The sequence below is a fragment of the Microbacterium wangyouchuni genome (assembly GCF_054072595.1).
Genome location: NZ_JBSVRM010000002.1, coordinates 87,259 through 109,063 on the forward strand (window position 1 = coordinate 87,259; position 21,805 = coordinate 109,063).

General features: G+C 65.6%; 18 protein-coding genes. 14 read left to right on the forward strand and 4 right to left on the reverse strand.

Annotated features, from left to right (window positions below; all coding sequences use genetic code 11):
• Positions 1-3 precede the first annotated feature (3 nt).
• From mfd to ACW5CM_RS03150, 3 genes are read left to right on the forward strand one after another with little or no spacing between them, the layout of a single operon-like run.
• Positions 4-3,528 carry a transcription-repair coupling factor gene (gene mfd / locus ACW5CM_RS03140; protein ID WP_457124162.1) on the forward strand — a complete coding sequence of 1,175 codons (3,525 nt, stop codon included), beginning with the start codon at positions 4-6 and terminating at the stop codon, positions 3,526-3,528.
• 43 nt (positions 3,529-3,571) lie between these two features.
• Positions 3,572-4,312 (forward strand): SDR family oxidoreductase, encoded by a 741-nt coding sequence (locus ACW5CM_RS03145; protein ID WP_457124163.1) that lies wholly within the window; start codon positions 3,572-3,574, stop codon positions 4,310-4,312.
• A gap of 38 nt (positions 4,313-4,350) precedes the next feature.
• A complete protein-coding gene (locus ACW5CM_RS03150) occupies positions 4,351-4,947 on the forward strand; it encodes a gamma carbonic anhydrase family protein (protein WP_438253316.1) in 597 nt (198 codons plus the stop codon).
• Between the two features lie 53 nt (positions 4,948-5,000).
• On the opposite strand, the gene gdhA is transcribed toward ACW5CM_RS03150, so the two are convergent.
• Positions 5,001-6,368 (reverse strand): NADP-specific glutamate dehydrogenase, encoded by a 1,368-nt coding sequence (gene gdhA, locus ACW5CM_RS03155; protein ID WP_457124164.1) that lies wholly within the window; start codon positions 6,366-6,368, stop codon positions 5,001-5,003.
• A gap of 131 nt (positions 6,369-6,499) precedes the next feature.
• Entirely contained in the window at positions 6,500-9,118 is a 2,619-nt protein-coding gene (locus ACW5CM_RS03160) for a phosphoenolpyruvate carboxylase (protein WP_457124353.1), read from the reverse strand.
• Positions 9,119-9,281: 163 nt separating this feature from the next.
• On the opposite strand from ACW5CM_RS03160, the gene nhaA reads away from it, so the two are divergent.
• From nhaA to ACW5CM_RS03180, 4 genes are all read left to right on the forward strand, one after another.
• Positions 9,282-10,448 carry a Na+/H+ antiporter NhaA gene (gene nhaA / locus ACW5CM_RS03165; protein ID WP_457124165.1) on the forward strand — a complete coding sequence of 389 codons (1,167 nt, stop codon included), beginning with the start codon at positions 9,282-9,284 and terminating at the stop codon, positions 10,446-10,448.
• 20 nt (positions 10,449-10,468) lie between these two features.
• Positions 10,469-11,119 (forward strand): nucleoside triphosphate pyrophosphohydrolase, encoded by a 651-nt coding sequence (locus ACW5CM_RS03170; RefSeq protein ID WP_457124166.1) that lies wholly within the window; start codon positions 10,469-10,471, stop codon positions 11,117-11,119.
• A 155-nt stretch (positions 11,120-11,274) separates the two neighbouring features.
• Positions 11,275-12,534, forward strand: coding sequence for a histidine--tRNA ligase (hisS, locus tag ACW5CM_RS03175; protein WP_457124354.1), 1,260 nt, complete (start codon positions 11,275-11,277; stop codon positions 12,532-12,534).
• A 76-nt stretch (positions 12,535-12,610) separates the two neighbouring features.
• Complete coding sequence (locus ACW5CM_RS03180; RefSeq protein WP_439254996.1) at positions 12,611-13,435, forward strand: SGNH/GDSL hydrolase family protein; 825 nt, start codon at positions 12,611-12,613, stop codon at positions 13,433-13,435.
• Here the strand turns inward: ACW5CM_RS03180 and ACW5CM_RS03185 are convergent.
• Complete coding sequence (locus ACW5CM_RS03185; RefSeq protein ID WP_439254995.1) at positions 13,389-14,615, reverse strand: APC family permease; 1,227 nt, start codon at positions 14,613-14,615, stop codon at positions 13,389-13,391. The genes ACW5CM_RS03180 and ACW5CM_RS03185 overlap by 47 nt on opposite strands.
• Before the next feature lie 37 nt (positions 14,616-14,652).
• Entirely contained in the window at positions 14,653-15,126 is a 474-nt protein-coding gene (locus ACW5CM_RS03190) for a DUF4442 domain-containing protein (protein WP_457124167.1), read from the reverse strand.
• Positions 15,127-15,233: 107 nt separating this feature from the next.
• On the opposite strand from ACW5CM_RS03190, the gene ACW5CM_RS03195 reads away from it, so the two are divergent.
• The 7 genes from ACW5CM_RS03195 to eno all read left to right on the forward strand — a co-directional run bounded on the left by ACW5CM_RS03195 (position 15,234) and on the right by eno (position 21,792).
• The gene (locus tag ACW5CM_RS03195; protein WP_457124168.1) at positions 15,234-15,584 is read left to right on the forward strand and encodes a GntR family transcriptional regulator; all 351 of its coding nucleotides are present in this window, start codon (positions 15,234-15,236) and stop codon (positions 15,582-15,584) included.
• Entirely contained in the window at positions 15,581-16,600 is a 1,020-nt protein-coding gene (locus ACW5CM_RS03200; protein WP_457124169.1) for a DUF1648 domain-containing protein, read from the forward strand. Before ACW5CM_RS03195 ends, ACW5CM_RS03200 begins: the two co-directional genes overlap by 4 nt.
• Before the next feature lie 15 nt (positions 16,601-16,615).
• Complete coding sequence (locus ACW5CM_RS03205; RefSeq protein ID WP_438253325.1) at positions 16,616-17,557, forward strand: CPBP family intramembrane glutamic endopeptidase; 942 nt, start codon at positions 16,616-16,618, stop codon at positions 17,555-17,557.
• 47 nt (positions 17,558-17,604) lie between these two features.
• Complete coding sequence (locus tag ACW5CM_RS03210; protein ID WP_438253326.1) at positions 17,605-18,273, forward strand: O-methyltransferase; 669 nt, start codon at positions 17,605-17,607, stop codon at positions 18,271-18,273.
• A gap of 157 nt (positions 18,274-18,430) precedes the next feature.
• On the forward strand, positions 18,431-19,459 hold the full coding sequence (locus tag ACW5CM_RS03215) for an NAD(P)-dependent alcohol dehydrogenase (protein WP_457124170.1): 1,029 nt from the start codon (positions 18,431-18,433) through the stop codon (positions 19,457-19,459).
• A 30-nt stretch (positions 19,460-19,489) separates the two neighbouring features.
• Positions 19,490-20,431, forward strand: a complete 942-nt coding sequence (locus tag ACW5CM_RS03220; RefSeq protein ID WP_457124171.1) for a sugar-binding transcriptional regulator — start codon at positions 19,490-19,492, stop codon at positions 20,429-20,431.
• Positions 20,432-20,511: 80 nt separating this feature from the next.
• Complete coding sequence (gene eno / locus ACW5CM_RS03225; protein ID WP_438253339.1) at positions 20,512-21,792, forward strand: phosphopyruvate hydratase; 1,281 nt, start codon at positions 20,512-20,514, stop codon at positions 21,790-21,792.
• Positions 21,793-21,805: the final 13 nt, after the last annotated feature.

A 21,805-nucleotide genomic window follows, 5' to 3' on the forward strand; every position in this document is an offset into this window, starting at 1 on the left:
CTGGTGACTGTTCCCGGGATTCTGCGCGCCTTGGAAGAGGCGACCCTGTACGAAGACGCCCTCACCTGGGCGCAGACCGATGCCGATCTCGGGCTCGTCGATGGGCTTGATGTTCCCACCATCGCCGGACTGCTCGGCAAGCGGGCAGCGGTGGGGCGTCCGCCCGCCCTGCTGGTGATCGCGCCGACCGGACGACGTGCGGAATCGCTCGCTTTGGCGCTGGGTTCGTATGTTCCGGATGCTGAGATCCTGCGGTTCCCGGCCTGGGAGACGCTGCCCCATGAGCGGCTGAGCCCGAGCCCAGACACGGTGGGACAGCGACTGCAGACGCTGCGTCGGATCACCACCTGGACCAGAGAGCGCCCGCTCATCGTCGTCGCATCCGTGCGCGCTGCGCTGCAACCGATCGCCGGCAATCTCGGCGACACCGCCCCCGTGGTGCTGGGCCTCGGCGCGCGCGGGCTCGAGCTCGATGACGCGGTCGAACAGCTTGTCGAACGAGCGTACTCGCGCGTGGACATGGTTTCGCGTCGCGGCGAATTCGCTGTGCGCGGCGGCATCCTCGACGTGTTCCCACCGACCAGCGATCATCCGTTCCGCGTCGAATTCTTCGGCGATGAGATCGACCAGATCCGCGCTTTCTCGGTGACCGATCAGCGTTCGTTGCCCGGTGATGTCGACCGGGTAGAGCTGGCAGCGACGCGCGAGTTGCTCCTGACTTCCGACGTGCGCGAGCGTGCCCGTTCTCTGATCGCCGGTTTTCCCGCGATCGCCGGGATGCTGGAGAAGATGGCGGAGGGTATCCCCGTTGAGGGCATGGAATCGCTGCTGCCGGCGGTGTCGGGCCCGCTGAAAGCGCTCATCGAGTACTTCCCCGAGGGGACCGCAACTGCACTCATTGATCCGGAACGAGCCAGTGCTCGAGCTCAGAGCCTCGGCGACACGAACCGGGAGTTCCTCGATGCGGCGTGGAGCGCAGCGACGTCCGGGGCATCCGCTCCCATCGATCTCGGAGCGGGCGACTTCCTCACGGTTGCGCGCCTGCGCGAGATCGTGCGCGAGCGCGACGGCGTCTGGTGGCGGCTAAGCCCCTTCGCCACCGATGACGACGCGGCGGCGAACATCGACTCGTCGATCATTCCGTCCTTCCACGGCAACGTCGACGGTGCCATCGAGTTCGTGGCTGCGCGCCTCACCGACGGCTGGCGCGTGGTGGTCGTCGCCTCCGGCTCCGGCCTCGTTGACCGTGCGAACGATGTGCTCTCTGACCGCGGGCTGGCAGCGCGCACGGTCGAGTCGCTCACCGAAGCGCCCGAGGCAGGTATCGCGACGCTCGTGATGGGTGATCTCGAATCCGGCTTCCAGGTGCCCGAGATCAAGCTCGCCGTCCTCACCGACAACGAGTTCTACGGCCGCACGATCGGTGGCGATCAACGGGTCGTGCGAAAGCTCGCCTCGCGCCGCAAGAACGTCGTCGACCCGCTACAGCTCAAAAACGGCGACCACGTCGTGCATGCCACGCACGGCATCGCGAAATTCGTCGAACTGACCCAGCGAGAAGTCTCCACCGGCGGACGCAACGCCACCAAGACCACCCGCGACTACCTCGTGCTCGAGTACGCGCCCTCCAAACGCGGCTATCCGGGTGACAAGCTCTACGTACCCACCGATCAGCTCGATCTGCTGTCGAAGTACGTCGGTGGGGAAGCGCCGACACTCTCGAAGATGGGAGGCAGCGACTGGTCAGCGGCAAAGAGCAAGGCACGCAAAGCTGTTCGCGATATCGCGGTCGAACTGGTCAAGCTCTACTCCGCGCGGATGTCGGCGAAGGGACACGCATTCGGGCCGGACACACCGTGGCAGCGTGAGCTCGAAGAAGCCTTCCCGTTCGCGGAGACTCCCGACCAGCTGCAGACCATCGACGAGATCAAGGCCGACATGGAGCGGCCGATCCCCATGGACCGGCTGCTGTCCGGAGACGTCGGCTTCGGTAAGACCGAGGTCGCCGTGCGCGCGGCGTTCAAAGCCATTCAGGACGGCAAGCAGGTGGCGATGCTCGTTCCCACCACGCTGCTCGTGAAGCAGCATTTGGAAACCTTCACCGAGCGGTTCGCCGGATTCCCGGTGAAGGTCAAATCCCTCTCGCGCTTCCAGACCGACAAGGACGCACGGCTCACACTGGAGGGGCTGCTTGATGGCTCGGTGGACATGGTCATCGGAACCCACCGCATTCTCACCGACCAGGTGCTGTTCAAGGATCTGGGACTGCTCATCATCGATGAGGAGCAGCGGTTCGGCGTCGAGCACAAAGACAAGCTCAAGAAGCTGAAGATGAACGTCGACATCTTGGCTATGAGCGCCACGCCGATTCCTCGCACGCTGGAGATGGCGGTCACCGGCATCCGTGAGATGTCGACCCTGCAGACGCCACCGGAGGACCGGCATCCGATCCTCTCCTTCGTCGGTCCGCGCAGTGACAAGCAGATCGCGGCGGCGATCAGACGGGAGATCCTGCGCGAGGGACAGGTGTTCTTCGTGCACAACCGCGTCCAGTCGATCCAACGGGTCGCATCAGAACTCGCCGAACTTATTCCGGAGGCGCGGATCGCGGTCGCGCACGGACAGATGGGCGAGCATCAGCTCGAGCAGGTCGTCGATGACTTCTGGGAGCGCAAGTTCGACGTGCTCGTCTCGACGACGATCGTGGAGACGGGCCTGGACATCTCCAATGCCAACACGATCATCATCGATCGCGCAGACAAGTACGGCCTCTCGCAGCTGCACCAGCTGCGCGGCCGAGTCGGTCGTGGTCGTGAGCGCGCCTACGCATACTTCCTGTACGACGAGATGAAGCCGCTGTCTGAGACCGCCGCCGACCGACTGCAGACCATCGCGGTGAACAACGATCTCGGATCCGGCATGCAGGTCGCACTCAAAGACCTCGAGCTGCGCGGTGCCGGCAACATGCTCGGAGGTGAGCAGGCCGGTCACATCGCCGGTGTCGGATTCGATCTGTACCTGCGAATGGTCGGCGAAGCAGTCGCGACTTTCCGGGGCGAAGACACCGACGGCGGCACCGAGCTGCGGATGGAACTGCCGGTGGATGCCCGCATCCCGGAGACCTACATCGACAGCGAGCGGCTGCGCCTGGAGGCGTACCAGAAGCTCTCAGCGGCGGCCGCCGCGACGGCGAAGGACGACGCGATCGACCTCGTGATCGAAGAGCTCACCGACCGCTACGGCACACCGCCCGAAGAGGTCGAAGGGCTCTTCGCCGTCGCTCGCCTGCGCCGTCGAGCAGCCGCAGCCGGCCTGAGCGATGTGGTCGTGATGGGATCGAACCTGCGCGTCGCGCCGGCACATCTGGCGGATTCGATGCAGGTGCGACTGCAGCGCCTGTATCCGAAAGCGAAGCTCGTCGCCGGGGGAGAAGCAGTTGTCGTGCCGATGCCGGCCGACATCGACATCCTCGGATGGGTGGCGCAGCTGATCACCGCGCTGTTCCCCGAGCCGGTGGTTGCTGCCTGAGAGGGCGTTGTGTGCGTGGTCGGCGCACGGCAGGCTGGATCGTATGAGAATCGCGGTCGCAGGGGGCACTGGACAAGTCGGAGCGCACGTGGTGGAGGTCGCGCGTCTTCGCGGACATGATGTCGTCGTGCTCGCGCGCAGCGTCGGGGTCGATCTGGTCACCGGGTCAGGTGCAGCGGATGCCATGCGCGGTGTCGACGTCGTCATCGACGTCGCCGCGACCACCACGATGAACAAGTCCACGGCGACCGCATTCTTCGAGGCGACCACGCGTACGCTGTTCGCGGCTGAGCAGGCAGCCGGAGTCGGCCATCACATCGCGCTGTCGATCGTCGGCATCGATGGGGTCGACGCCGGGTACTACGGCGCCAAGCTCGCTCACGAGCGTGCCGTGATGGCGGGTGCAATCCCGTGGACCATTCTGCGCGCCACGCAGTTTCATGAGTTCGCGGGCCAAGTGTACGAACGCGGGGCATTCGGTCCGTTCCACGTTGCCCTGCGGATGCGCACGCAGCCGATTGCCGCACGAGAAGTCGCCGAGCGGCTGGTGAATCTGGCAGAGGGCGCTCCGACGGGAAGAGCCACTGACCTTGCGGGACCTCGGGAAGAGCAACTCGTGGACATGGTCCGCGCCTACGCCCGATCGCAGGGTGCACCCGGCTGGATCCCCGCGATGTCGCTTCCTGGAGAGTGGGGGCGCGCGATGCGGGATGGTTCGGCGCTGCCCAGCGTCCACGCTGATCTCGGACAGCAGACCTTCGCAGAATGGCTCGACGCACGATGACTCCGACCTCCTGTCGGACAACGCGCTAGTCTGGCGGCATGTTGTACGAGCACCTCGGGGCTCGGCCCCGGATTCATGACACTGCTGTCATCGCGCCCACCGCCGTCATCTCCGGTGACGTGGAGATCGGTCCCGGCTGCCAGGTGCTGCACGGCGCCGTCATCACGGCCGAGGGCGGTGCGATCAGACTCGGCGAGCACGTCATCGTGATGGAGAACTCCCTGATCCGTGCGACTGCGGCGAACGCCGTGCATATCGGCGACCACACCCTCGTCGGCACGCTGGCGAGCATCGCCGGTGCGACGGTCGGCGAGGAGGTCTTCTTCGCCTCGGGCGCGCGCATCTTCAACGGTGCGATCATCGGTCCTCGGTGCGAAGTGCGTGTCAACGCGATCGTGCAGCGTCGCGCTGTCCTCCCGGAGGGCACTGTTGTCCCGATCGGTTGGGTGGCTGCCGGAGATCCGCTGCAGCTGTTCTCGCCTGATCAGGCTGAGGAGATCGCCGAGGCGCAGCCGGAACTGGACTTTCCTGGACACGTGTTCGGGGTGGATCGCGACACTCCCGACCTCATGGTGCAGCTCACCGAGCGCTACGCCTCGTCACTCGCTCGGCACGCGGACGACACCCCGGCGTAGCGAAACGCCCCATGCTCCGAGAAGCATGAGGCGTTTCGTAAAGAAGCGAGGGATCAGATGACGCCCTGGGCGAGCATCGCCGCAGCAACCCGCTGGAACCCCGCAATGTTGGCACCGGCGACGTAGTCTCCGGGAACACCGTACTTCTCAGCCGACTGGAAGGCGGCGTCGTGGATGTTGGACATGATCTCGCGCAGCTTGTTCTCGCTGTCGCCGAAGGTCCAGCGCTGACGGGACGCGTTCTGGCTCATCTCGAGCGCCGAGGTTGCAACGCCACCGGCATTTGCCGCCTTGCCCGGCGCGAACAGCACGTCAGCGCGTTGGAATGCCTCAACGGCCTCCGGCAGGCAGGGCATGTTCGCGCCTTCCGAAACCGCGCGCACGCCGTTGGCGATAAGTGCTTCAGCATCGGCGAGGTTGAGCTCGTTCTGCGTTGCCGAGGGCACCGCGATGTCAACGGGCACTTCCCAGACGCTGCCACCCTCGATGAAGCGAGCACCGGGACGACGCTTGGCGTATTCGACGATGCGGCCGCGCTCGACCTCCTTGATCTGACGGAGTAGATCAAGGTCGATTCCGGCGTCGTCGACGACGTAGCCGGAAGAGTCGGATGCGGTGACCGCCGTCGCGCCGAGCTGCATGGCCTTCTGGATCGCGTAGATCGCGACATTGCCGGAACCAGAGATGCCGACGCGCTTATCCTGCAACGAATCGTTGTGGACGGCGAGCATCTCCTGGGCGAAGAACACTGCGCCGTAACCTGTGGCCTCGGTGCGCACCTCGGCGCCGCCCCAGCCGGTGCCCTTGCCGGTGAACATGCCGGACTCGTGGCGGTTGGTGATCTTGCGGTAAGCGCCGAACAGATAGCCGATCTCACGGCCGCCGACTCCGATGTCACCTGCGGGAACATCGGTGTGCTCGCCGAGGTGACGGTACAGCTCGCCCATGAATGAATGGCAGAAGCGCATGATTTCTGCGTCGGTCTTGCCGTGCGGGTCGAAGTCGCTTCCGCCCTTCGCGCCACCGATGCCCTGACCGGTGAGCGCGTTCTTGAAGATCTGCTCGAATCCGAGGAACTTGATGATCGACAGGTTCACCGAAGGGTGAAAGCGCAGCCCGCCCTTGTACGGGCCGAGAACAGACGAGAACTGGATGCGGTAGCCGCGGTTGACCTGGATCTTTCCGGCGTCGTCGATCCACGGTACGCGGAACATGATCTGGCGCTCCGGCTCCACGATGCGATCCAGGATGCCGGCCTCGACGTACTCCGGGTGCTGTTCGAGCACGGGAGAGATCGTTCCGAGGACCTCATGCACTGCCTGCTGAAATTCGGGTTCATGCGGGCTGCGCGCCAGAACCGTATCGAACACGGGCTGAACGGTCTCGGCGAGCGGGTGGAATTCGGTAAGAGTAGCGGTCACGCGGGACGACTTTCTGAAGAGTGTCAAGGAGGTGCGATCGTGTCGCATAAGAGGGCGTGCAAGGTCCGGCACGAGTTCCCACTGTACCTCGCGTGTTTCGCAGTCATCACACGCGAGGTTTTCGGGCGGGCTTACCCGGTGTTTTGCAGACCCGCTGCGACGCCGCTGACCGACAGCAGGAGCAGTCGGCGCTGTTCTTCTGCTGCGCCAGACCCTTCGGCTGTCTCCGTGGTCGACTCGGCAACAGCGGCGGGCGAGCGCAGTTCGCGCAGTGCACGAAGCTGCAGTAGCGACAGCGCATCGACGTACGGGCTGCGCAGTGTCACGGCGCGCTGCAGGATCGGCTTGTTCTCGAGCAGACCCGTGCCTCCGGTGAGGCGGATGACCCACTCTTTGGTGAGGGCGAGCTCATCCAGCACCAGCTGTGCGAGATCGTCACGGTCACCGAGCGCCAGATACTGACGCGCGATGCGCTCATCAGTCTTCGCCAGGCTCATCGCCACGTTGTCGATCATCGTCTGCAGCAGCGGCCACTCGCGGTACGCCTCGCTGAGGAGAGCCTCGTCACCGACGGCCTCGAGGGCCGTGCCCAGGCCGAACCAGCCGGCCAGGTTGATGCGCGCCTGTGTCCAGGCGAACACCCACGGGATCGCTCGCAGATCCTCCAGGGACTCGACCGAGAGACCGCGGCGTGCGGGGCGAGAGCCCAGAGCGAGCAGCCCGATCTCCTCCATCGGCGTCACCGTGGCGAACCAGGGTGCGAAGCCGTCCGCCTTCACCAGCGAGAAGAAGCACTTGCGTGAGGCCGTATCCATGATGCTTGCGACATCAGCGAAGCGGGCTGCAGCACCGCTGGTGCGCGCCTCGACGGTGGGAGACGAGGCCAGCAGCGTGGCTGCGGCAACCTGGTCGATGTGTCGCATGGCGATGGCCGGCTCGCCGTAGCGGGCGAAGATCGTCTCACCCTGCTCGGTGAGCTTGAACCGGCCGTCGACGGAGTGCGGAGGCTGGGCGAGGATCGCGGAGTTCGCGGGCCCGCCACCACGGCCGAGGGCGCCGCCACGACCGTGGAACTGGGTCAGCGCGATGCCGGCATCCTTCGCCCACAGGGCAATCTTCTCCTGCGCTTCATACAGCGCAAGTGTTGCGGCGACGGGGCCGACGTCCTTCGACGAGTCGGAGTAGCCGAGCATGACCTCGAAACGGTTTCCGGTCGCGGCCAGACGGGACTGGAACTCGCGGAAGGTGACGACCTCGGCGAGGATCCCGGGGGCAGCTTGCAGATCGGCGAACGTCTCGAACAGTGGCACGACGTCGAGCTCGGGAACATCATCGCCGAGCGCGTAGCGCGCGAGGCGGTGCACGTTCGCAAGGTCTTCAGCCGATGTCGTGAACGAGACGACATAGCGCCCGGCAGCCCGCAGGCCATAGGTGCGCTGAATCTCCGCGACCGCACGGAACACCTCGAGCACCTCTTGTGTGCGCTCACTGAGTGCGCCGCCGGCATCGAGTTCGGCGAGGGCCTCGCGGTGAACCTGCGAGTGCTGGCGCACCTCGAGTTCGGTGAGGTGGAAGCCGTAGGTCTCCACCTGCCAGATCAGGTGCTGGATGCCACCGAAGGCGTGCCGTTTCGCCCCGGATACTGCCAGTGAATCCTGCACAGCACGCAGATCGGCGAGCAGCTCCTCGGGTGCCTGGTAGCCGCCTTCCAGGTGGAGACGGGTTTCGGCGACGCGACGCGACAGCGCCTGCAGCACCCGGCGGTGCGGCTCGTCGGGAGCGCGGGCTGCGATCTCGGTTGCGGTGGTGGCATCCGATGCCGCAAAAGCATCCCACAAGGCGACGACGGCACTGCTGGGAGGCGTGCCTTCGGCGTCGAGAGTGAGCGTGCGTCCGATGCGGTCGAGTGCGCGCTCGAGTCCGCGAAGAACATGGTCGGAGGCGATGTGGGCGGCTTCTCTGGTGACCGAAGCTGTCACGAACGGGTTCCCGTCGCGGTCACCGCCCACCCACGATCCGATGCGCACGAAGGCGGGAACGATCGGAGCGCTAGCGCCGGAATCTTCGCCGCGCAGGGCATCGTCGATGCGGCGGTACACGTGCGGGACGGTGGTGAACAGCGTCTCATCGAACACCGACATCACGGTGCGCACCTCATCGGTGGGCGAGGGCTTTTGCCCGCGCAGCGGTGCGGTGCGCCAGAGCGTGTCGACTTCTTCGAGCATCCGTCGGCGTGCGCGGTGCTCCTCAGAGCCACCGGCGCTGGCCGCGTCGTGCTGGGTGAGCAGTTCTGACAGGCGACGGATGCTGGCAGAAACCGCCCGACGGCGCGCCTCAGTGGGGTGCGCGGTGAAGACCGGGTGGAAGCGGAGATCCTCCAGCCGACGCCGGGCGTCATCATCGCCGACCTCCCGGCGCAACTGCGCATAGGCGGTCGCGACGGTGTCGGTTGCATTCTCACGTCCGGGCTTGCCAGCGCGTTCGCGCAGAATGCGCACCCGCTGGTGCTCTTCGGCAAGGTTCACCAGGTGGAAGTAGCAGGTGAACGCACGCGCAACCTCATCAGCGCGCTGCACCGTGAACGAGTCCGCGATCTGCGTCGCGCGCTCAAACGCGTCCGTGCTCTCTTCTTCGTACGCCTGGATCGTCGCCAAGCGGAGACGTTCGACATCTTCAAACAGTCCAGGGCTGCCGCATTCGCGCAGCACCTGGCCCAGAAGGGCGCCGAGCATGCGGACGTCCGCACGCATCTCGTCGGGAATCCCGCGTCCGGCTTCGAATCGGCCGATGACGCGGATGGCCTCTGTGTTGGTGGGCTCGGGAGTCACTATTCGAGGTTATCCCCGAGTGGCGACCGCTTCTGACCACGTGACGACCGGGGCAGGCGAACCGGGCGGAGATAGCATGGGACGGATGTCTGAATCCAAGAACCTTCTGCGCACGCAGCAGTTCCCGGCGGTGCTCCTGCTGGTCGCCGCTGCCCTCGGGTTGCTGCTGGCGAATCTGCCGACCTTCGGTCCGATCGATCAGGTGCTGGGGTTTCACATCGCGATCCCCGGAGTCGGCATCGACATGTCGGTGGCGCACTGGATCTCGGACGGGCTGCTGGCGATCTTCTTCTTCGCCGTGGCGATGGAGCTGCAGTATGAGCTGACGCGCGGCGAGCTGAACTCTTTTCATAAGGCCGTGCAGCCGGCGATCGCCGCCGCCGGTGGCGTTCTCGTTCCGATCGCGGTGTATCTGATGTTCGCCGGCAGTGGCGATACAGCGACCGGCTGGCCGATCCCGACCGCAACCGATATCGCCTTCGCGCTCGGGGTGCTCGCGGTATTCGGCAAGGGGCTGCCGGCCGCCGTCCGCGTCTTCCTGCTCGCGCTGGCGATCCTCGACGACATCATCGGAATCATCTTCATCGCGGTGCTCTTTGCACACGACCTGAACTGGCTCTACCTCGTACTCTCTCTCGTCGGTGTGGCGGTGTTCGCTGTGCTGTCGCGCATGCTGCCGACCCGGCATCCGCGGCTCATCGTGACCGCCATGATCATCGTCGGAGTCGTGGTCTGGGCGCTGGTGCTGCTTTCCGGCATCCATGCGACCATCGCCGGCGTCATGCTGGGGCTGGCCATCGCATACACGCCGTCGGTGCGTGCCCGCGAGGTGCTGGAGCCCTGGGTCAACGGTGCGATCCTGCCGGTCTTCGCGTTCGCTGCCGCATTCGTGGTGATCCCGGCGGTATCTCCGTCCGAACTGTCGCCAGCGTTCTTCGGCATTGCCGTGGCCCTGCCGGTCGGCAAGATCATCGGAATCACGCTGTTCGGCTGGGTGGCAGTGCGCATCGGAATGCGCGGCAAGAAACCCGCGCTGAAGATTCCCGACCTGCTGGCGGCCGGAACGCTGGGCGGCATCGGCTTCACCGTCTCGCTGCTGCTGGCCAACCTTGCCTTCGCCGAGGACGCGGCCACGCGTGACCAGGCCATTCTCGGCGTGCTGGTCGGCTCGCTGATCGCTCTCGTCCTGTCGGGCTTCATCGTGTCCGCGCGAGCGGCGTGGCACCGACGGGTGACGGCCGCGAGTTCCTGAACCACCTTCGGAGGTACACGATGACCCAGTCCTCGGACTCGCTGCGTGAAGCTGCCGAGACAATGCGCGCTGTTCGGGAGCGCTGCGCGTGGTCGCAGCAGATCACACATCGTGACCTGGTGCCGTATCTGATCGAAGAATCGCACGAGGTGATCGATGCGGTGGAGAACGGCACTCGTGCGGACCTGCGTGAAGAGCTCGGCGACCTGCTCTGGCAGGTGCTGTTCCACGCGGCGATCGCCGCTCAAGACCCGGACGATCCCTTCGACATCGACGACGTCGCAGATACTCTCACCGAGAAGATGGTGCGCCGGCATCCGCATGTGTTCGCTGACGCTGTCGCGAACACCCCGGAAGAAGTCTTGGTGCACTGGAACGCCGCCAAAGCCGCCGAGAAGCGCTCACGACTCAGCGTGCTGGACGGCGTGCCGAGGGGGATGCCCGCGCTCGCGCTCGCCCAGAAGATCGCTGGCCGCGCGGCTGCTGTGCTTCCGGCCCCTGGGCCTGCCGGCGCGTCGAAGGCGGCGCGCCCGGCATCCGAAGCTGAACTCGGTGACGCGCTGCTGGTCCTGGTCAACCAGGCGCGCGACAACGGCTGGGACGCCGAGCGCGCTCTTCGCGAGCGTCTTCGCGTGCTGGAGGACGAGGTCCGCGCCGCCGAGGCGGACTGAAGCGTCCGAAGTCCCAGACGTTCCGGCAGCGTTGCGGCGTGCCGTACTGCAACACGCCGCAAGCCACCGTCGCCGTCCGGTATTCGGCACAGAACTCGGCTCACCTCAAGACCTGGAAAGATAGAGACGTGGCTACTGTGAACCCGCCGCGCGGCATGCGCGACATCCTCCCCGCCGACAAGGCTCGCCGTGAGCGTGTGCTCTCCGTCATCCGGGGGCGCTATCGCGCTCATGGCTTCGACGAGATCGAGACGCCGGCGCTGGAGGAATACTCGCGTCTGCACGCAGGCCTCGGCGGTGACAACGAGAAGCTCGCGTACAACGTTCTTCGTCGAGGGATGGATGCTGAGACGATCCGTGCTGGCGCAGACGATGCCGCCGCGCTTTCCGACCTCGGGCTGCGTTACGACCTCACCGTGCCGCTCGCACGGTTCTACGCGAGCAACCGCGGACAGCTGCACGGCGTGTTTCGTGCGATCCAGATCGGTCCGGTCTGGCGAGCGGAGCGCCCGCAGAAGGGGCGCTATCGCCAGTTCATGCAGTGCGACATCGACATCATGGGGGATGACTCCTCGCGCGCCGAAGCCGAGTTGATGGTCGCCTCGCTTGACGCCGTCGACGCGCTCGGGCTCGAGGGTGCGACGGTGCGGATCAACGACCGCCGCGTGCTCGATTGGATGCTCGATGCCTTCGGATTCACCGCTGAAGAGCGCCCGGGCGTGCTGATCACGATCGACAAGCTCGACAAGATCGGTCCGGTGGGGGTTGCAAAGGAGCTGCGAGAACGCGGTGCAGCGGCATCCGCTGTCGACGCTTTCGAGGCATTCCTGAACCGCCCGCAGACCGACGAGCTCAATCCATTCGGCGAACGGCAGATCCGTCAGGCACTGCCGGAGGGCGCACCAGACGAGATCGTCGCGCACCTGGTCGGCATCGGCGAAGCGGTCGCGGTGGGCCGGGCGCTCGAGGGCGATATCCCGCTGGCGTTCGATCCCTTCCTCGTGCGCGGTATGGGCTACTACACCGGCACAATCTTCGAACTCGCGCATCCGTCCGTCGACTATTCGCTCGGCGGTGGCGGACGATACGACGGCATGATCGGTCGTTTCCTCGGCCAGCAGGTTCCAGCAGTCGGGTTCTCCCTCGGGTTCGAGCGACTCGTCGACCTGGTCTCCGAAGAAGGCGACGATGCGGCGCAGGCCATCGTTCTTGTGCACGACGCAGACGTTGCGGTCGCTGAGCTCATCGCGCACAAGGCCGCGCTCGTGCAGGACGGCGCGCGGGTGCGCTTGGAGCGTCGTGCGAAGAACTTCAAGGCGCTTCTGGAGCGTTCGGCAGCCGATGGCTACACCTCCTTCGCCACTGTCGCCGCCGGCGCGGCGGTGGGATCTTTGGAGATCAAGCCGCTGAGCTGAGTCCTGTCCGCGAAAATCCACCGACTGGTGTACCGACGTTCAGGCCGTGTTCACGGTGGAACGCTCGAATGGGGCCATGACTCGGGTCCGTGTTGCCCTCGTCGTGGGAGCGGCCTTCGCAGCACTCGCGTTCGGCGGACGCGCACTGCTCACCCATCAAGCAGCGATTGCGCGCGAGCGCATCGGCAAACCGCTCGGCGAGGACGCGCTGAACGCCGATCGAGTATGGACGCGTTCGTTGAGCGGACAGCCGGTGGAGATGCTGCTGCTCGGTGACTCCCTGGCCGCAGGCCTCGGTGCTGAACATCGGAAAGAGACGCTCGGCGGGCGCATCGCGAAAGCCACAGCCAAGCGGATGCAACGGCCGGTGCGCCTGCGCACCGCCGCGGTCGTTGGGTCGGAGTCATCGGCGCTCGCCAGCCAGATCGATGCTCTTCCCGGCGAGTATCGCGCCGACGTCGCGGTGATCGTCGTCGGTGGCAACGACGTCACGCACGTGGTTCCGCCCGCCGTCGCCGCTGAGCAACTCGAGCAGGCGATCACTCGACTTCAGGCTGCCGGTACCGCCGTCGTGATCGGCACCTGCCCCGACCTCGGCACACTCCAGCCGGTGCCGCAGCCGCTGCGCGCGCTGCTATCGCGGATGTCACGACGCCTCGCGCTGGAACAGACGAGGGTCGCATGGCGCACCGGTGCGGTGCCGGTCGATCTCCGAGAGACGGTCGGGCCGGCGTTCCGCGAGCAATCGGAGGAGATGTTCAGCCTTGACCGCTTTCACCCCAGCGCCGCTGGCTACCGACGCACCGCCGAGGCGTTGCTGCCCGCGGTCGTCATGGCGCTGGAGTCTCACCCGCTCAGCGAGCGAACCGCAGCCGCAGCATCCGGTATACGACACCGATGATCACCACACCCGTGCCGATCAGCGATGCCACCAACGGCAGTGTGTTGACCAGTACCAGACAGCCGAGCGCACCGATCACCGGGATGAACCGCGGGTAGCGCCGGGCCGCGCTGGGCTGTCGGAACGCCGAGGCGTTCGCGATCAGATAGTAAAGCAGCACCCCGAACGACGAGAATCCGATCGCATTTCGCAGATCCGCGACGAGCACGATCCCGATGACGACCAGTGCGATGGCGATCTCCGCACGTTGGGGCACCTGCCAGCGCGGGTGTACGACGGCGAGGAAGCGGGGCAGATCCGACTCCCGGGCCATCGCCAGTGACGTTCTGCCGATTCCGGTCAGCAACGCCAACAGTGCGCCGAGGGATGCCGCGGCCGCAGCCACCCGCACGGCAGGTGCCAGATCCGACCATCCGGCCGCATCGACGACAGCTGCCAGGGGTGCGGTGCTCGTCGCAGCATCCGCTCCGAGCGTCAGCGTCACGACGACCGCGATGAGCACGTAGACGATCAGAGCCCCGGTGAGAGCGATCGCGATCGCTCGCGGAATATTTCGTGCGGGATCGGTCACCTCTTCGCCCATGGTGGCGATGCGCGCGTATCCGGCGAAGGCGAAGAACAGCAGCCCCGCTCCCTGCAATACGCCGTAGATAGTGACATCGGGCAGCGGTGCTGGTTCGGCCGAGGTCGAAGCGGTGAAGCCCGCTGCCGCCACGATGGCGAGACCCAGCAATGAGACGACGACCAGGATGCGGGTGAGAAGCGCCGTACGGGTGACGCCAAAGCAGTTCACGGCGGCGAGAGCCGCGACGGCGACGATCGCGACCGGGAGTTCCCAGCCTGCCGGAGCGGCATACGCGGCGAACGTCATCGCCATCGCAGCGCAACTCGCGACCTTCCCGATCACGAAGCACCAGCCCGCGATGAAGCCCCACCAGGGCCCGATCTCCGCGCGTGCGTACGCGTAGGTGCCGCCGGCAACCGGGTGCACTGCGGCGAGCTGAGCGGACGACGCCGCGTTGCAGAATGCGACGACCGCGGCGATGGCGAGTGCGATCAGCAGCCCGGAGCCCGCGACCTCGATCGCCGGACCCCACACCGAGAAGACGCCGGCACCGATCATCGAGCCGAGGCCGATGGCGACAGCATCCGTTAGCGTCAGGCGACGGGCGAGTTCCATTCGGTAATCGTGGCACGCACGAGTTAACGGATGGTGCTCAGTCTTGGCGAGCCGCGGTGACGCGCTTTTTCTCTCGGATATAGACCTCGCGGCGCACCCGCGCGACGACATCGCCGTCGCGGTCGGTGATCTCGGTTTCGAACCACTCCAGCACTTTGGTGCCGCCAGCCGCTCGCTCGCGGAGTTGATCCGCCTTCTCTTTCGGCACGTGGAAGTGCGCGGTCAGCACTCCGCGCCCCGGCTTGAGGAACTCGATCTCTCCGCGGGTGTCCCACACGACGTAGTCACGACCGAGCTGGTGCATGACGAGCATGAAGAAGTAAGGGTCGGTCATCGCTGACATCGACCCGCCGAACGCGGTCTTTACGTAGTTGCGGGTGATCACGTTGATGTGCAGCTCAACGGTCGCGTGCGTCCAGTCTTCGCTGAAGCGGCGGATGCGGATGCCGCTGAAGAAGTTCGGAGCCCACAGGCTCATGCCGATCGCGAGACGTCGGGGAGTGATCTTCATTCCGCCAGTGTGGCCGAGAGTGTACGTCGCGACAAAGTAGGTGGACAGTTGTGACAGTTGTTCTAGTTGAACTAGAATTACTATAAGTTCAGACGGAAGGGGGAACGATGCTGATCAAGATCGACGTCGATAGCTCCCAACCGTTGTTCGAGCAGGTTGCCGCCTCGGTGCGCATGGATATCGTGGCGGGGCGCCTTGCTCCCGGTCACCGGCTCCCATCCGCCCGCGAGCTCGCCGAGGCGCTCGAGATCAACCTGCACACCGTGTTGCGTGCCTACCAACAGCTGCGCGATGAGGGGCTGGTTGATCTTCGCCGGGGGAGAGGCGCCATCGTCGCGGCGTCGGCCGGTCCGCTCGCCGAACTGTCACAGGACATCACCGCTCTTGTATCCCGAGCCGCAGGGCTGGGGATATCGCCGACTACTCTTGCCGCTCTCATCAAGGAGACTCCCGTATGACTGACGAAATCCGTCGCGCCCGCACTGCTTTTCTGTGGGTGGGTGTCATCGTTCCGCTGGGGCTCCTTGCGCTGGCCGCCGCGGTGATCATCGCGTGGATGCCGGAACTGCCGGACCCCATGGCGATCCACTGGGGCTCGGACGGCGTCGACGGCGTCGCCTCACAATGGGGTTATATCGCGATGATTCTCGGCATTGGCGGTGGTGTGGTCATCTTCGATGCTGTGATTGTGGCATTCGCGCAACGTCTGCCGCAGAGCAGCACCAAGCAGCCGGTCGCGCAGTGGTCGACGACCGCGCGCTTCATGGGCGCAGTCAATCTCGGACTCGGCACAATGATCGCGTTCCTCGCGGTAGTGGGCGCAGCGCTGCAGCGCGGTCTGGCGGATGCCGCAGACACTCCAGATATCGGGATCTGGACATTCGTCGGCTTCGGGCTGCTCGTCGGCTTCACCGCACTGGGCTGGTTCCTGCAGCCGAAGAGCCCGGTGTACGAGGCCACTCAAGCAGCGCCCGCCGGAAGCATCCCACTTGCGACCACCGAGCGCGCGGTCTGGTTCGGCACCGCGACCATGGCCCGAAGCGGCGTGGTCGTTCTCGTTTCGGCATTGGCGCTGCTGGCATTGATGACGGTGTTCTGGATCGCGCGTGGCGATGACAGCTGGTGGATTCTCGGGTTCGTGACCTTCTTGTTGGCGGTGACGATCGGAAGCATGGTCGTCTTCCGTGTGCGGGTGAACGCTGAGGGTCTCCGCGTTCGCTCGCTGCTCGGTTGGCCGAACTCGCGAATCCCCCTCGAACGCATCGAGAAGATCGAGTGGGTGCAAGTCAACCCGTTCGCCGAGTTCGGCGGCTGGGGATGGCGCATCGGGCTCGACGGGCGGCGTGGCGTCGTGTTACGCACAGGCGACGCCCTGCAAGTGACGGAGGCCAACGGACGCGTGTTCGTCGTCACCGTCGACGGGGCATCCGATGCTGCCGCCGTATTGGAAACTCTCCGCGCGCACAGCGCCTGACGACAGGAATCTGACATGACCCGCATCCGCCCGATCGCCACGATCTCTTTCGTCATCCTCGCTCTCGGCCTCGCCTGGCTCCTCGCCCTGCCGCTGTGGCTGGAAGGTGGACTGGCCAACCCGCTTGCCGGCATACTCATCCCCGTGACGATGTTCACGCCGGCGCTCGCCGTATTGATCGTCATGCTCGTTTTCCGGCCGGTGCCGAAGGGGGAGCGGCTGCGGTTCCTGGGCATGTGGCCGCTGCGGCCGGCTAAGCGTGTGGTCTGGATGATGGTGCTCGGCCTGTTCGGACCGACTGTGGTGATTGCAGCATCCGTCGCCATCGCAGCGCTGTGTGGCTGGGTGCAACTGGATCTCGTTGCGTTCTCGGGCTTTGCCCAGCAGTTGGAAGCGTCGACGCCCGCGGGGATTCCGGTGCCTCCGGCGATCATCGTCATCCTTTCTCAACTGGTGGCCATTCCGTTCGCGGCAGCGACGATCAACGCCTTCCTCGCATTCGGCGAGGAGATCGGCTGGCGCGGATTCCTGCTGCCGGCGCTCCGCCCACTCGGCACCTGGCCCGCGCTGCTGATCAGCGGTGCGATCTGGGGCGTCTGGCACTCGCCGATGATCCTGCTCGGCTATAACTTCGGACGCATCGACATCACCGGTGTGCTGCTGATGACCGCGGGATGCGTCGCCTGGGGCATCTTGCTCGGTTGGCTGCGGTTGCGCTCGGCGTCGCTGTGGCCGGCAGTGTTCGCGCACGGTGCGATGAATGCCGCCGGTGGCCTCATTGCTCTGCTGTTCGCCGCGGGAACCACCTTCGACATGGCATTGGCCGGACCGCTCGGGGTTGCCGGATGGATCGCCTGCGCGATCGTGATCGTCATCCTCGTGCTGGCAGGGCAGTTCCGCCGGCAGCCCGAATTGGACGGATCGATCGGACGGATGCTGTCCCAGCCACGTGGCTGAATCCCTCAGCCCTTGACGGCGTCGAGCGCGCGGGGTTGGGTGGAGCCATGGCTGAACCAACGGCTGCGAACTGGCGCCGCACTGATGAGTACCTGTCCGACGCGCTGGTCGGGCATGACCCCGCGTTGGAGGCGGCGCTCGCCGCGCAGCGGGCGGCGGGGCTGCCCGACATCGAAGTCGCCCCGGTCAGCGGCAAACTGCTGAACCTTATCGCCCGCATCAGTGGTGCGCGGCGTGTGCTGGAGATCGGGACGCTGGGTGGATACTCGACCATCTGGCTCGCCCGAGCCGTCGGTGAAGGCGGCAACGTCACAACGATCGAGGCGGAACCGGCCAACGCCGCTATCGCCAGAGCGAGCATTGACGCAGCTGGCGTCGGCGGTCGCGTCGCCATCCGCATTGCTCGCGCAGCCGACGTGCTGCCGACGCTGGAAGGTTCCGAGCCGTTCGACCTCGTCTTCATCGATGCGGACAAGGAATCGAACACGCTCTACCTCGACTGGGCGGCACGGCTCGGTCATCCCGGCACGGTGGTCATCCTCGACAACATCGGTCGCGATGGCGAAATCGTCAACGACGAAACCACTGATCCGCGCGTGATCGGAACCCGTGACGGGCTGCGGATGCTGGGGGAGGACCCCCGCTTCGACGCAACAGCCCTGCAGACCGTCGGAATCAAGGGATGGGACGGCATCGCGGTCGCCGTCATCGTGTGAGGCGCGGTACATCGCCCCGTGCCGGCGTACGAGCATTCGCTCTTTAGTGTGACAACGGCGCTCCTATGAGCGCGGATGATTTCGATGTGCGGCATCCCATTAGCGTGACTTCTGATCATGGTCAGGCGTCTTGGCGCCGCACGGAAGGAAACCAACGATGGCGAATCTCGCAGCAGTCATGCCCGCTCTGGGAACGATCCGAGTTCAGGAGGTTCCGGTTCCGGAACCCTCAGCCGGTGAAGCGATCGTTCGCATCGAGGCGGTGGGCATCTGCGGATCCGACACGGCGTATTACCGAGTCGGGTACATCGGTGATTGGAAGGTGGAAGGCCCGATCATTCTGGGCCATGAAGCAGCCGGAACGGTCGTCGCCACCGGCAGCGAAGTCACGAATGTCGCCGTCGGCGATCGGGTCGCCATTGAACCGGGCACGCCATGTCGCAACTGCGAGGAGTGCCTCGTCGGCCGCTACCACCTGTGTCCGGACTTTGTCTTCCTCGCGACACCGCCATACGATGGCGCGCTCGTGCAGAGCCTCGCGATCGACTCGCGCAACCTGTTCGTGATTCCGGATTCGATGTCTTTCGAGGCGGCAGCGCTGTGCGAACCGCTCTCGGTCGGCTTGTGGGCCTGTCGTCGCGCCGGCCTTCTGCCCGGCGACCGGGTGCGGGTGACTGGTGCAGGACCGGTCGGGATCCTCGCCGCTCAGGTCGCTCGAGCCGAGGGCGCCGCCGATGTCGTCATCTCGGACATCTCGGACTTCCGTCTCGCGCTCGCTGCGAAACTTGGCTTCCGCACCGAGAAGGTCGGCGAGATCCCGGAAGGGCCCGGACACGAGGACGCGGACGTGCTGCTGGAATGCTCGGGCGCACCGGGCGCCCTCGCCCAGGGGCTTTGGCGCCTGCGCAACGGCGGGCGTGCCGCGATGGTCGGACTGCCGAAAGAGGACGTGACGCTGCCGCTTTCGCGTCTGAACGTCAAGGAGATCTCGGTCTCGCTCGTGAACCGTTACGCGCATACCTGGCCGACGGCCATCGCGCTGGTCTCCAGCGGACGCGTCGACGTCGAGCCGCTCGTCACGCACCGCTTCGAGCTTGCGGATGCCGAATCCGCCCTGACTCTGGCAGCGGATGTACCGGACTCCATGAAGGCCGTCGTGTACCCGAACGGCATCCCGGCGCACTGATCTGCTCATAAGTGGCTCTATAGTGCTCTTATGAGCAAAGTGCTTCCCTTGGATCAGCAAGTACTCCACGTCTATGTCGCGCTTCAGAACCTTGCGCACGGGCGGACCGTGAACGACATCGCCGATGAGATCGGTCGATCACGATTCGCAACCGCCCGGATGGTGCGCAGGGCGCGCGAACTCGGGCTCATCGAGGTGCGCGCAACGGTCGCCGAACCGATCGATGTCGAACTGTCGGCCCGGCTGGCTCAGCGCTTCGGACTGCGATCAGCGCTCGTCGTCGCGACGTACTCGACGAATGAACTGACCGTGCGAGAGGCGATCGCCGCCGTCACAGCTCGGGTGATCGTCGAGACGATCGAAGAGGACGACGTCGTCGGTTTCACTCCCGGCCGCACGCTGGTACTGGCTTCGCGGGGCATCACAACACTGCCGAGCGCGGACGTGGTCCAACTCACCGGCGTCGGCTGGCCGCGGCTCGAGGACGGCGTAGAGGTCATCTCCAACATGGGCCGCGCCGCGGGCGGTGCCACCTATCCGCTGTATGCGCCGATCCTGATCGAGCCGGAGGCGCGGGTAATCCTCAAGCATCCCGCGATCCAGCACACCCTCAGCCGTTTCGATCACGTCACGAAAGCGTTCCTCACGATCGGCGGCTGGCCGAGCGCTTCGTTGCTTGCACAGCACCTCACCGAGACAGGCGAACTCGACGCATACGCCGAGCAGGGTGTCATCGCCGAATATGGCACGTCGCTGCTTGACGCACACGGGCGAACGGTGCCCGGACTCGAGGATCGATTCGTCGGAATCAGCGAAGAGCAGCTGCACAAGGTCGACCTGCGTGTTGCGATCGGCGGTGGGGAGGGCAAGGAGCGTGCGGTCAGCGCGGTGCTGCGCTCCGGGCTGGCGGATGTCATCATCACGGATGTGCGCTCTGCGCAGCTTGCGCTGGAAGAGCAAGACGACATGTGAATGTCGGATGCCTCGCACTAGACTGGCCACGGATCGACGACGCTCCACAACAACCTTTTCTCTGAGCAAGGAGCACATACGTGGCACTCATCGAGGCTGTAGGCGCACGCGAGATTCTGGATTCCCGCGGCAACCCGACCGTCGAGGTGGAGGTGCTCCTCGACGATGGCATCGTCCAGCGCGCGGCCGTCCCCTCTGGCGCATCCACCGGCGCATTCGAGGCGTACGAGCTTCGGGACGGCGACAAGAGCCGTTACGGCGGTAAGGGCGTACTCAAGGCCGTCGACGCCATCATCGACGAGCTCGGCCCGGCCGTTGAGGGCATCGAGGCGAGCGAGCAGCGCATCGTCGACGAGATCCTGAACGAGACCGACGGTACCGAGAACAAGAAGCGCACCGGCGCCAACGCGATCCTCGGCGTCAGCCTCGCGGTTGCCAAGGCTGCCGCAGACAGCGCCGACCTGCCGCTCTACCGCTACCTCGGTGGCCCGAACGCGCACGTTCTGCCCGTGCCACTGTTCAACGTCATCAACGGTGGCGAGCACGCCGACAACGGCATCGACATGCAGGAGTTCTTCCTCGCACCCATCGGTGCAGAGACCTACTCCGAGTCGCTGCGTTGGGGTGTTGAGACCTACCACGTCCTGCGCAGCGAGCTCAAGGCTGCCGGCTACGCCACGGGCCTCGGCGACGAGGGCGGCTTCGCCCCCGACCTGCCCAGCAACCGCGAGGGCCTGGAATTCCTCATCAAGGCGATCGAGAAGGCCGGATTCACCCCGGGCAAGGACATCGCCCTCGGCCTCGACGTCGCCGCCACCGAGTTCTTCAACGATGGTGTCTACCGCCTCGACAACAAGGACTGGTCGGGCCCTGAGCTCATCGAGTACTACGTCGGTCTGGTCAATGACTTCCCGATCGTCACGATCGAGGATGCCCTCGCTGAGGACGACTGGGACAACTGGAAGCTTCTCACCGACGCGCTCGGCTCGAAGGTTCAGCTGGTCGGAGACGACCTGTTCGTTACGAACCCGGCACGTCTGGCTGATGGCATCAAGCGCGGCGTCGCCAACTCGCTGCTGGTCAAGGTCAACCAGATCGGTACCCTGACCGAGACGTTCGACGCGGTCAGCCTCGCACAGCGCTCCGGATACACCGCGATGCTCTCGCACCGCTCTGGTGAGACCGAAGACACCACGATCGCAGACCTCGCCGTCGCTACCAACGCCGGTCAGATCAAGACCGGTGCGCCGGCGCGCAGCGAGCGCGTGGCGAAGTACAATCAGCTTCTGCGCATCGAGGAAGACCTCGCTGAGGCCGCGGTATTCGCTGGCCGCTCGGCGTTCCCCCGTTTCCAGGGCTGAACGCTGAGAGCAC

Coding starts and splice junctions, on each gene's coding strand:
- ACW5CM_RS03185 (WP_439254995.1), bottom strand. CDS start 14,615: ATGGAACTCGCCCGTCGCCTGACGCTAACGGATGCTGTCGCCATCGGC.
- ACW5CM_RS03195 (WP_457124168.1), top strand. CDS start 15,234: ATGCTGATCAAGATCGACGTCGATAGCTCCCAACCGTTGTTCGAGCAG.
- ACW5CM_RS03150 (WP_438253316.1), top strand. CDS start 4,351: ATGTTGTACGAGCACCTCGGGGCTCGGCCCCGGATTCATGACACTGCT.
- nhaA (WP_457124165.1), top strand. CDS start 9,282: ATGTCTGAATCCAAGAACCTTCTGCGCACGCAGCAGTTCCCGGCGGTG.
- ACW5CM_RS03220 (WP_457124171.1), top strand. CDS start 19,490: ATGAGCAAAGTGCTTCCCTTGGATCAGCAAGTACTCCACGTCTATGTC.
- ACW5CM_RS03210 (WP_438253326.1), top strand. CDS start 17,605: ATGGCTGAACCAACGGCTGCGAACTGGCGCCGCACTGATGAGTACCTG.
- ACW5CM_RS03215 (WP_457124170.1), top strand. CDS start 18,431: ATGGCGAATCTCGCAGCAGTCATGCCCGCTCTGGGAACGATCCGAGTT.
- hisS (WP_457124354.1), top strand. CDS start 11,275: ATGCGCGACATCCTCCCCGCCGACAAGGCTCGCCGTGAGCGTGTGCTC.
- ACW5CM_RS03145 (WP_457124163.1), top strand. CDS start 3,572: ATGAGAATCGCGGTCGCAGGGGGCACTGGACAAGTCGGAGCGCACGTG.
- ACW5CM_RS03180 (WP_439254996.1), top strand. CDS start 12,611: ATGACTCGGGTCCGTGTTGCCCTCGTCGTGGGAGCGGCCTTCGCAGCA.
- ACW5CM_RS03205 (WP_438253325.1), top strand. CDS start 16,616: ATGACCCGCATCCGCCCGATCGCCACGATCTCTTTCGTCATCCTCGCT.
- ACW5CM_RS03200 (WP_457124169.1), top strand. CDS start 15,581: ATGACTGACGAAATCCGTCGCGCCCGCACTGCTTTTCTGTGGGTGGGT.
- ACW5CM_RS03190 (WP_457124167.1), bottom strand. CDS start 15,126: ATGAAGATCACTCCCCGACGTCTCGCGATCGGCATGAGCCTGTGGGCT.
- ACW5CM_RS03170 (WP_457124166.1), top strand. CDS start 10,469: ATGACCCAGTCCTCGGACTCGCTGCGTGAAGCTGCCGAGACAATGCGC.
- ACW5CM_RS03160 (WP_457124353.1), bottom strand. CDS start 9,118: ATGCGTGCGGACGTCCGCATGCTCGGCGCCCTTCTGGGCCAGGTGCTG.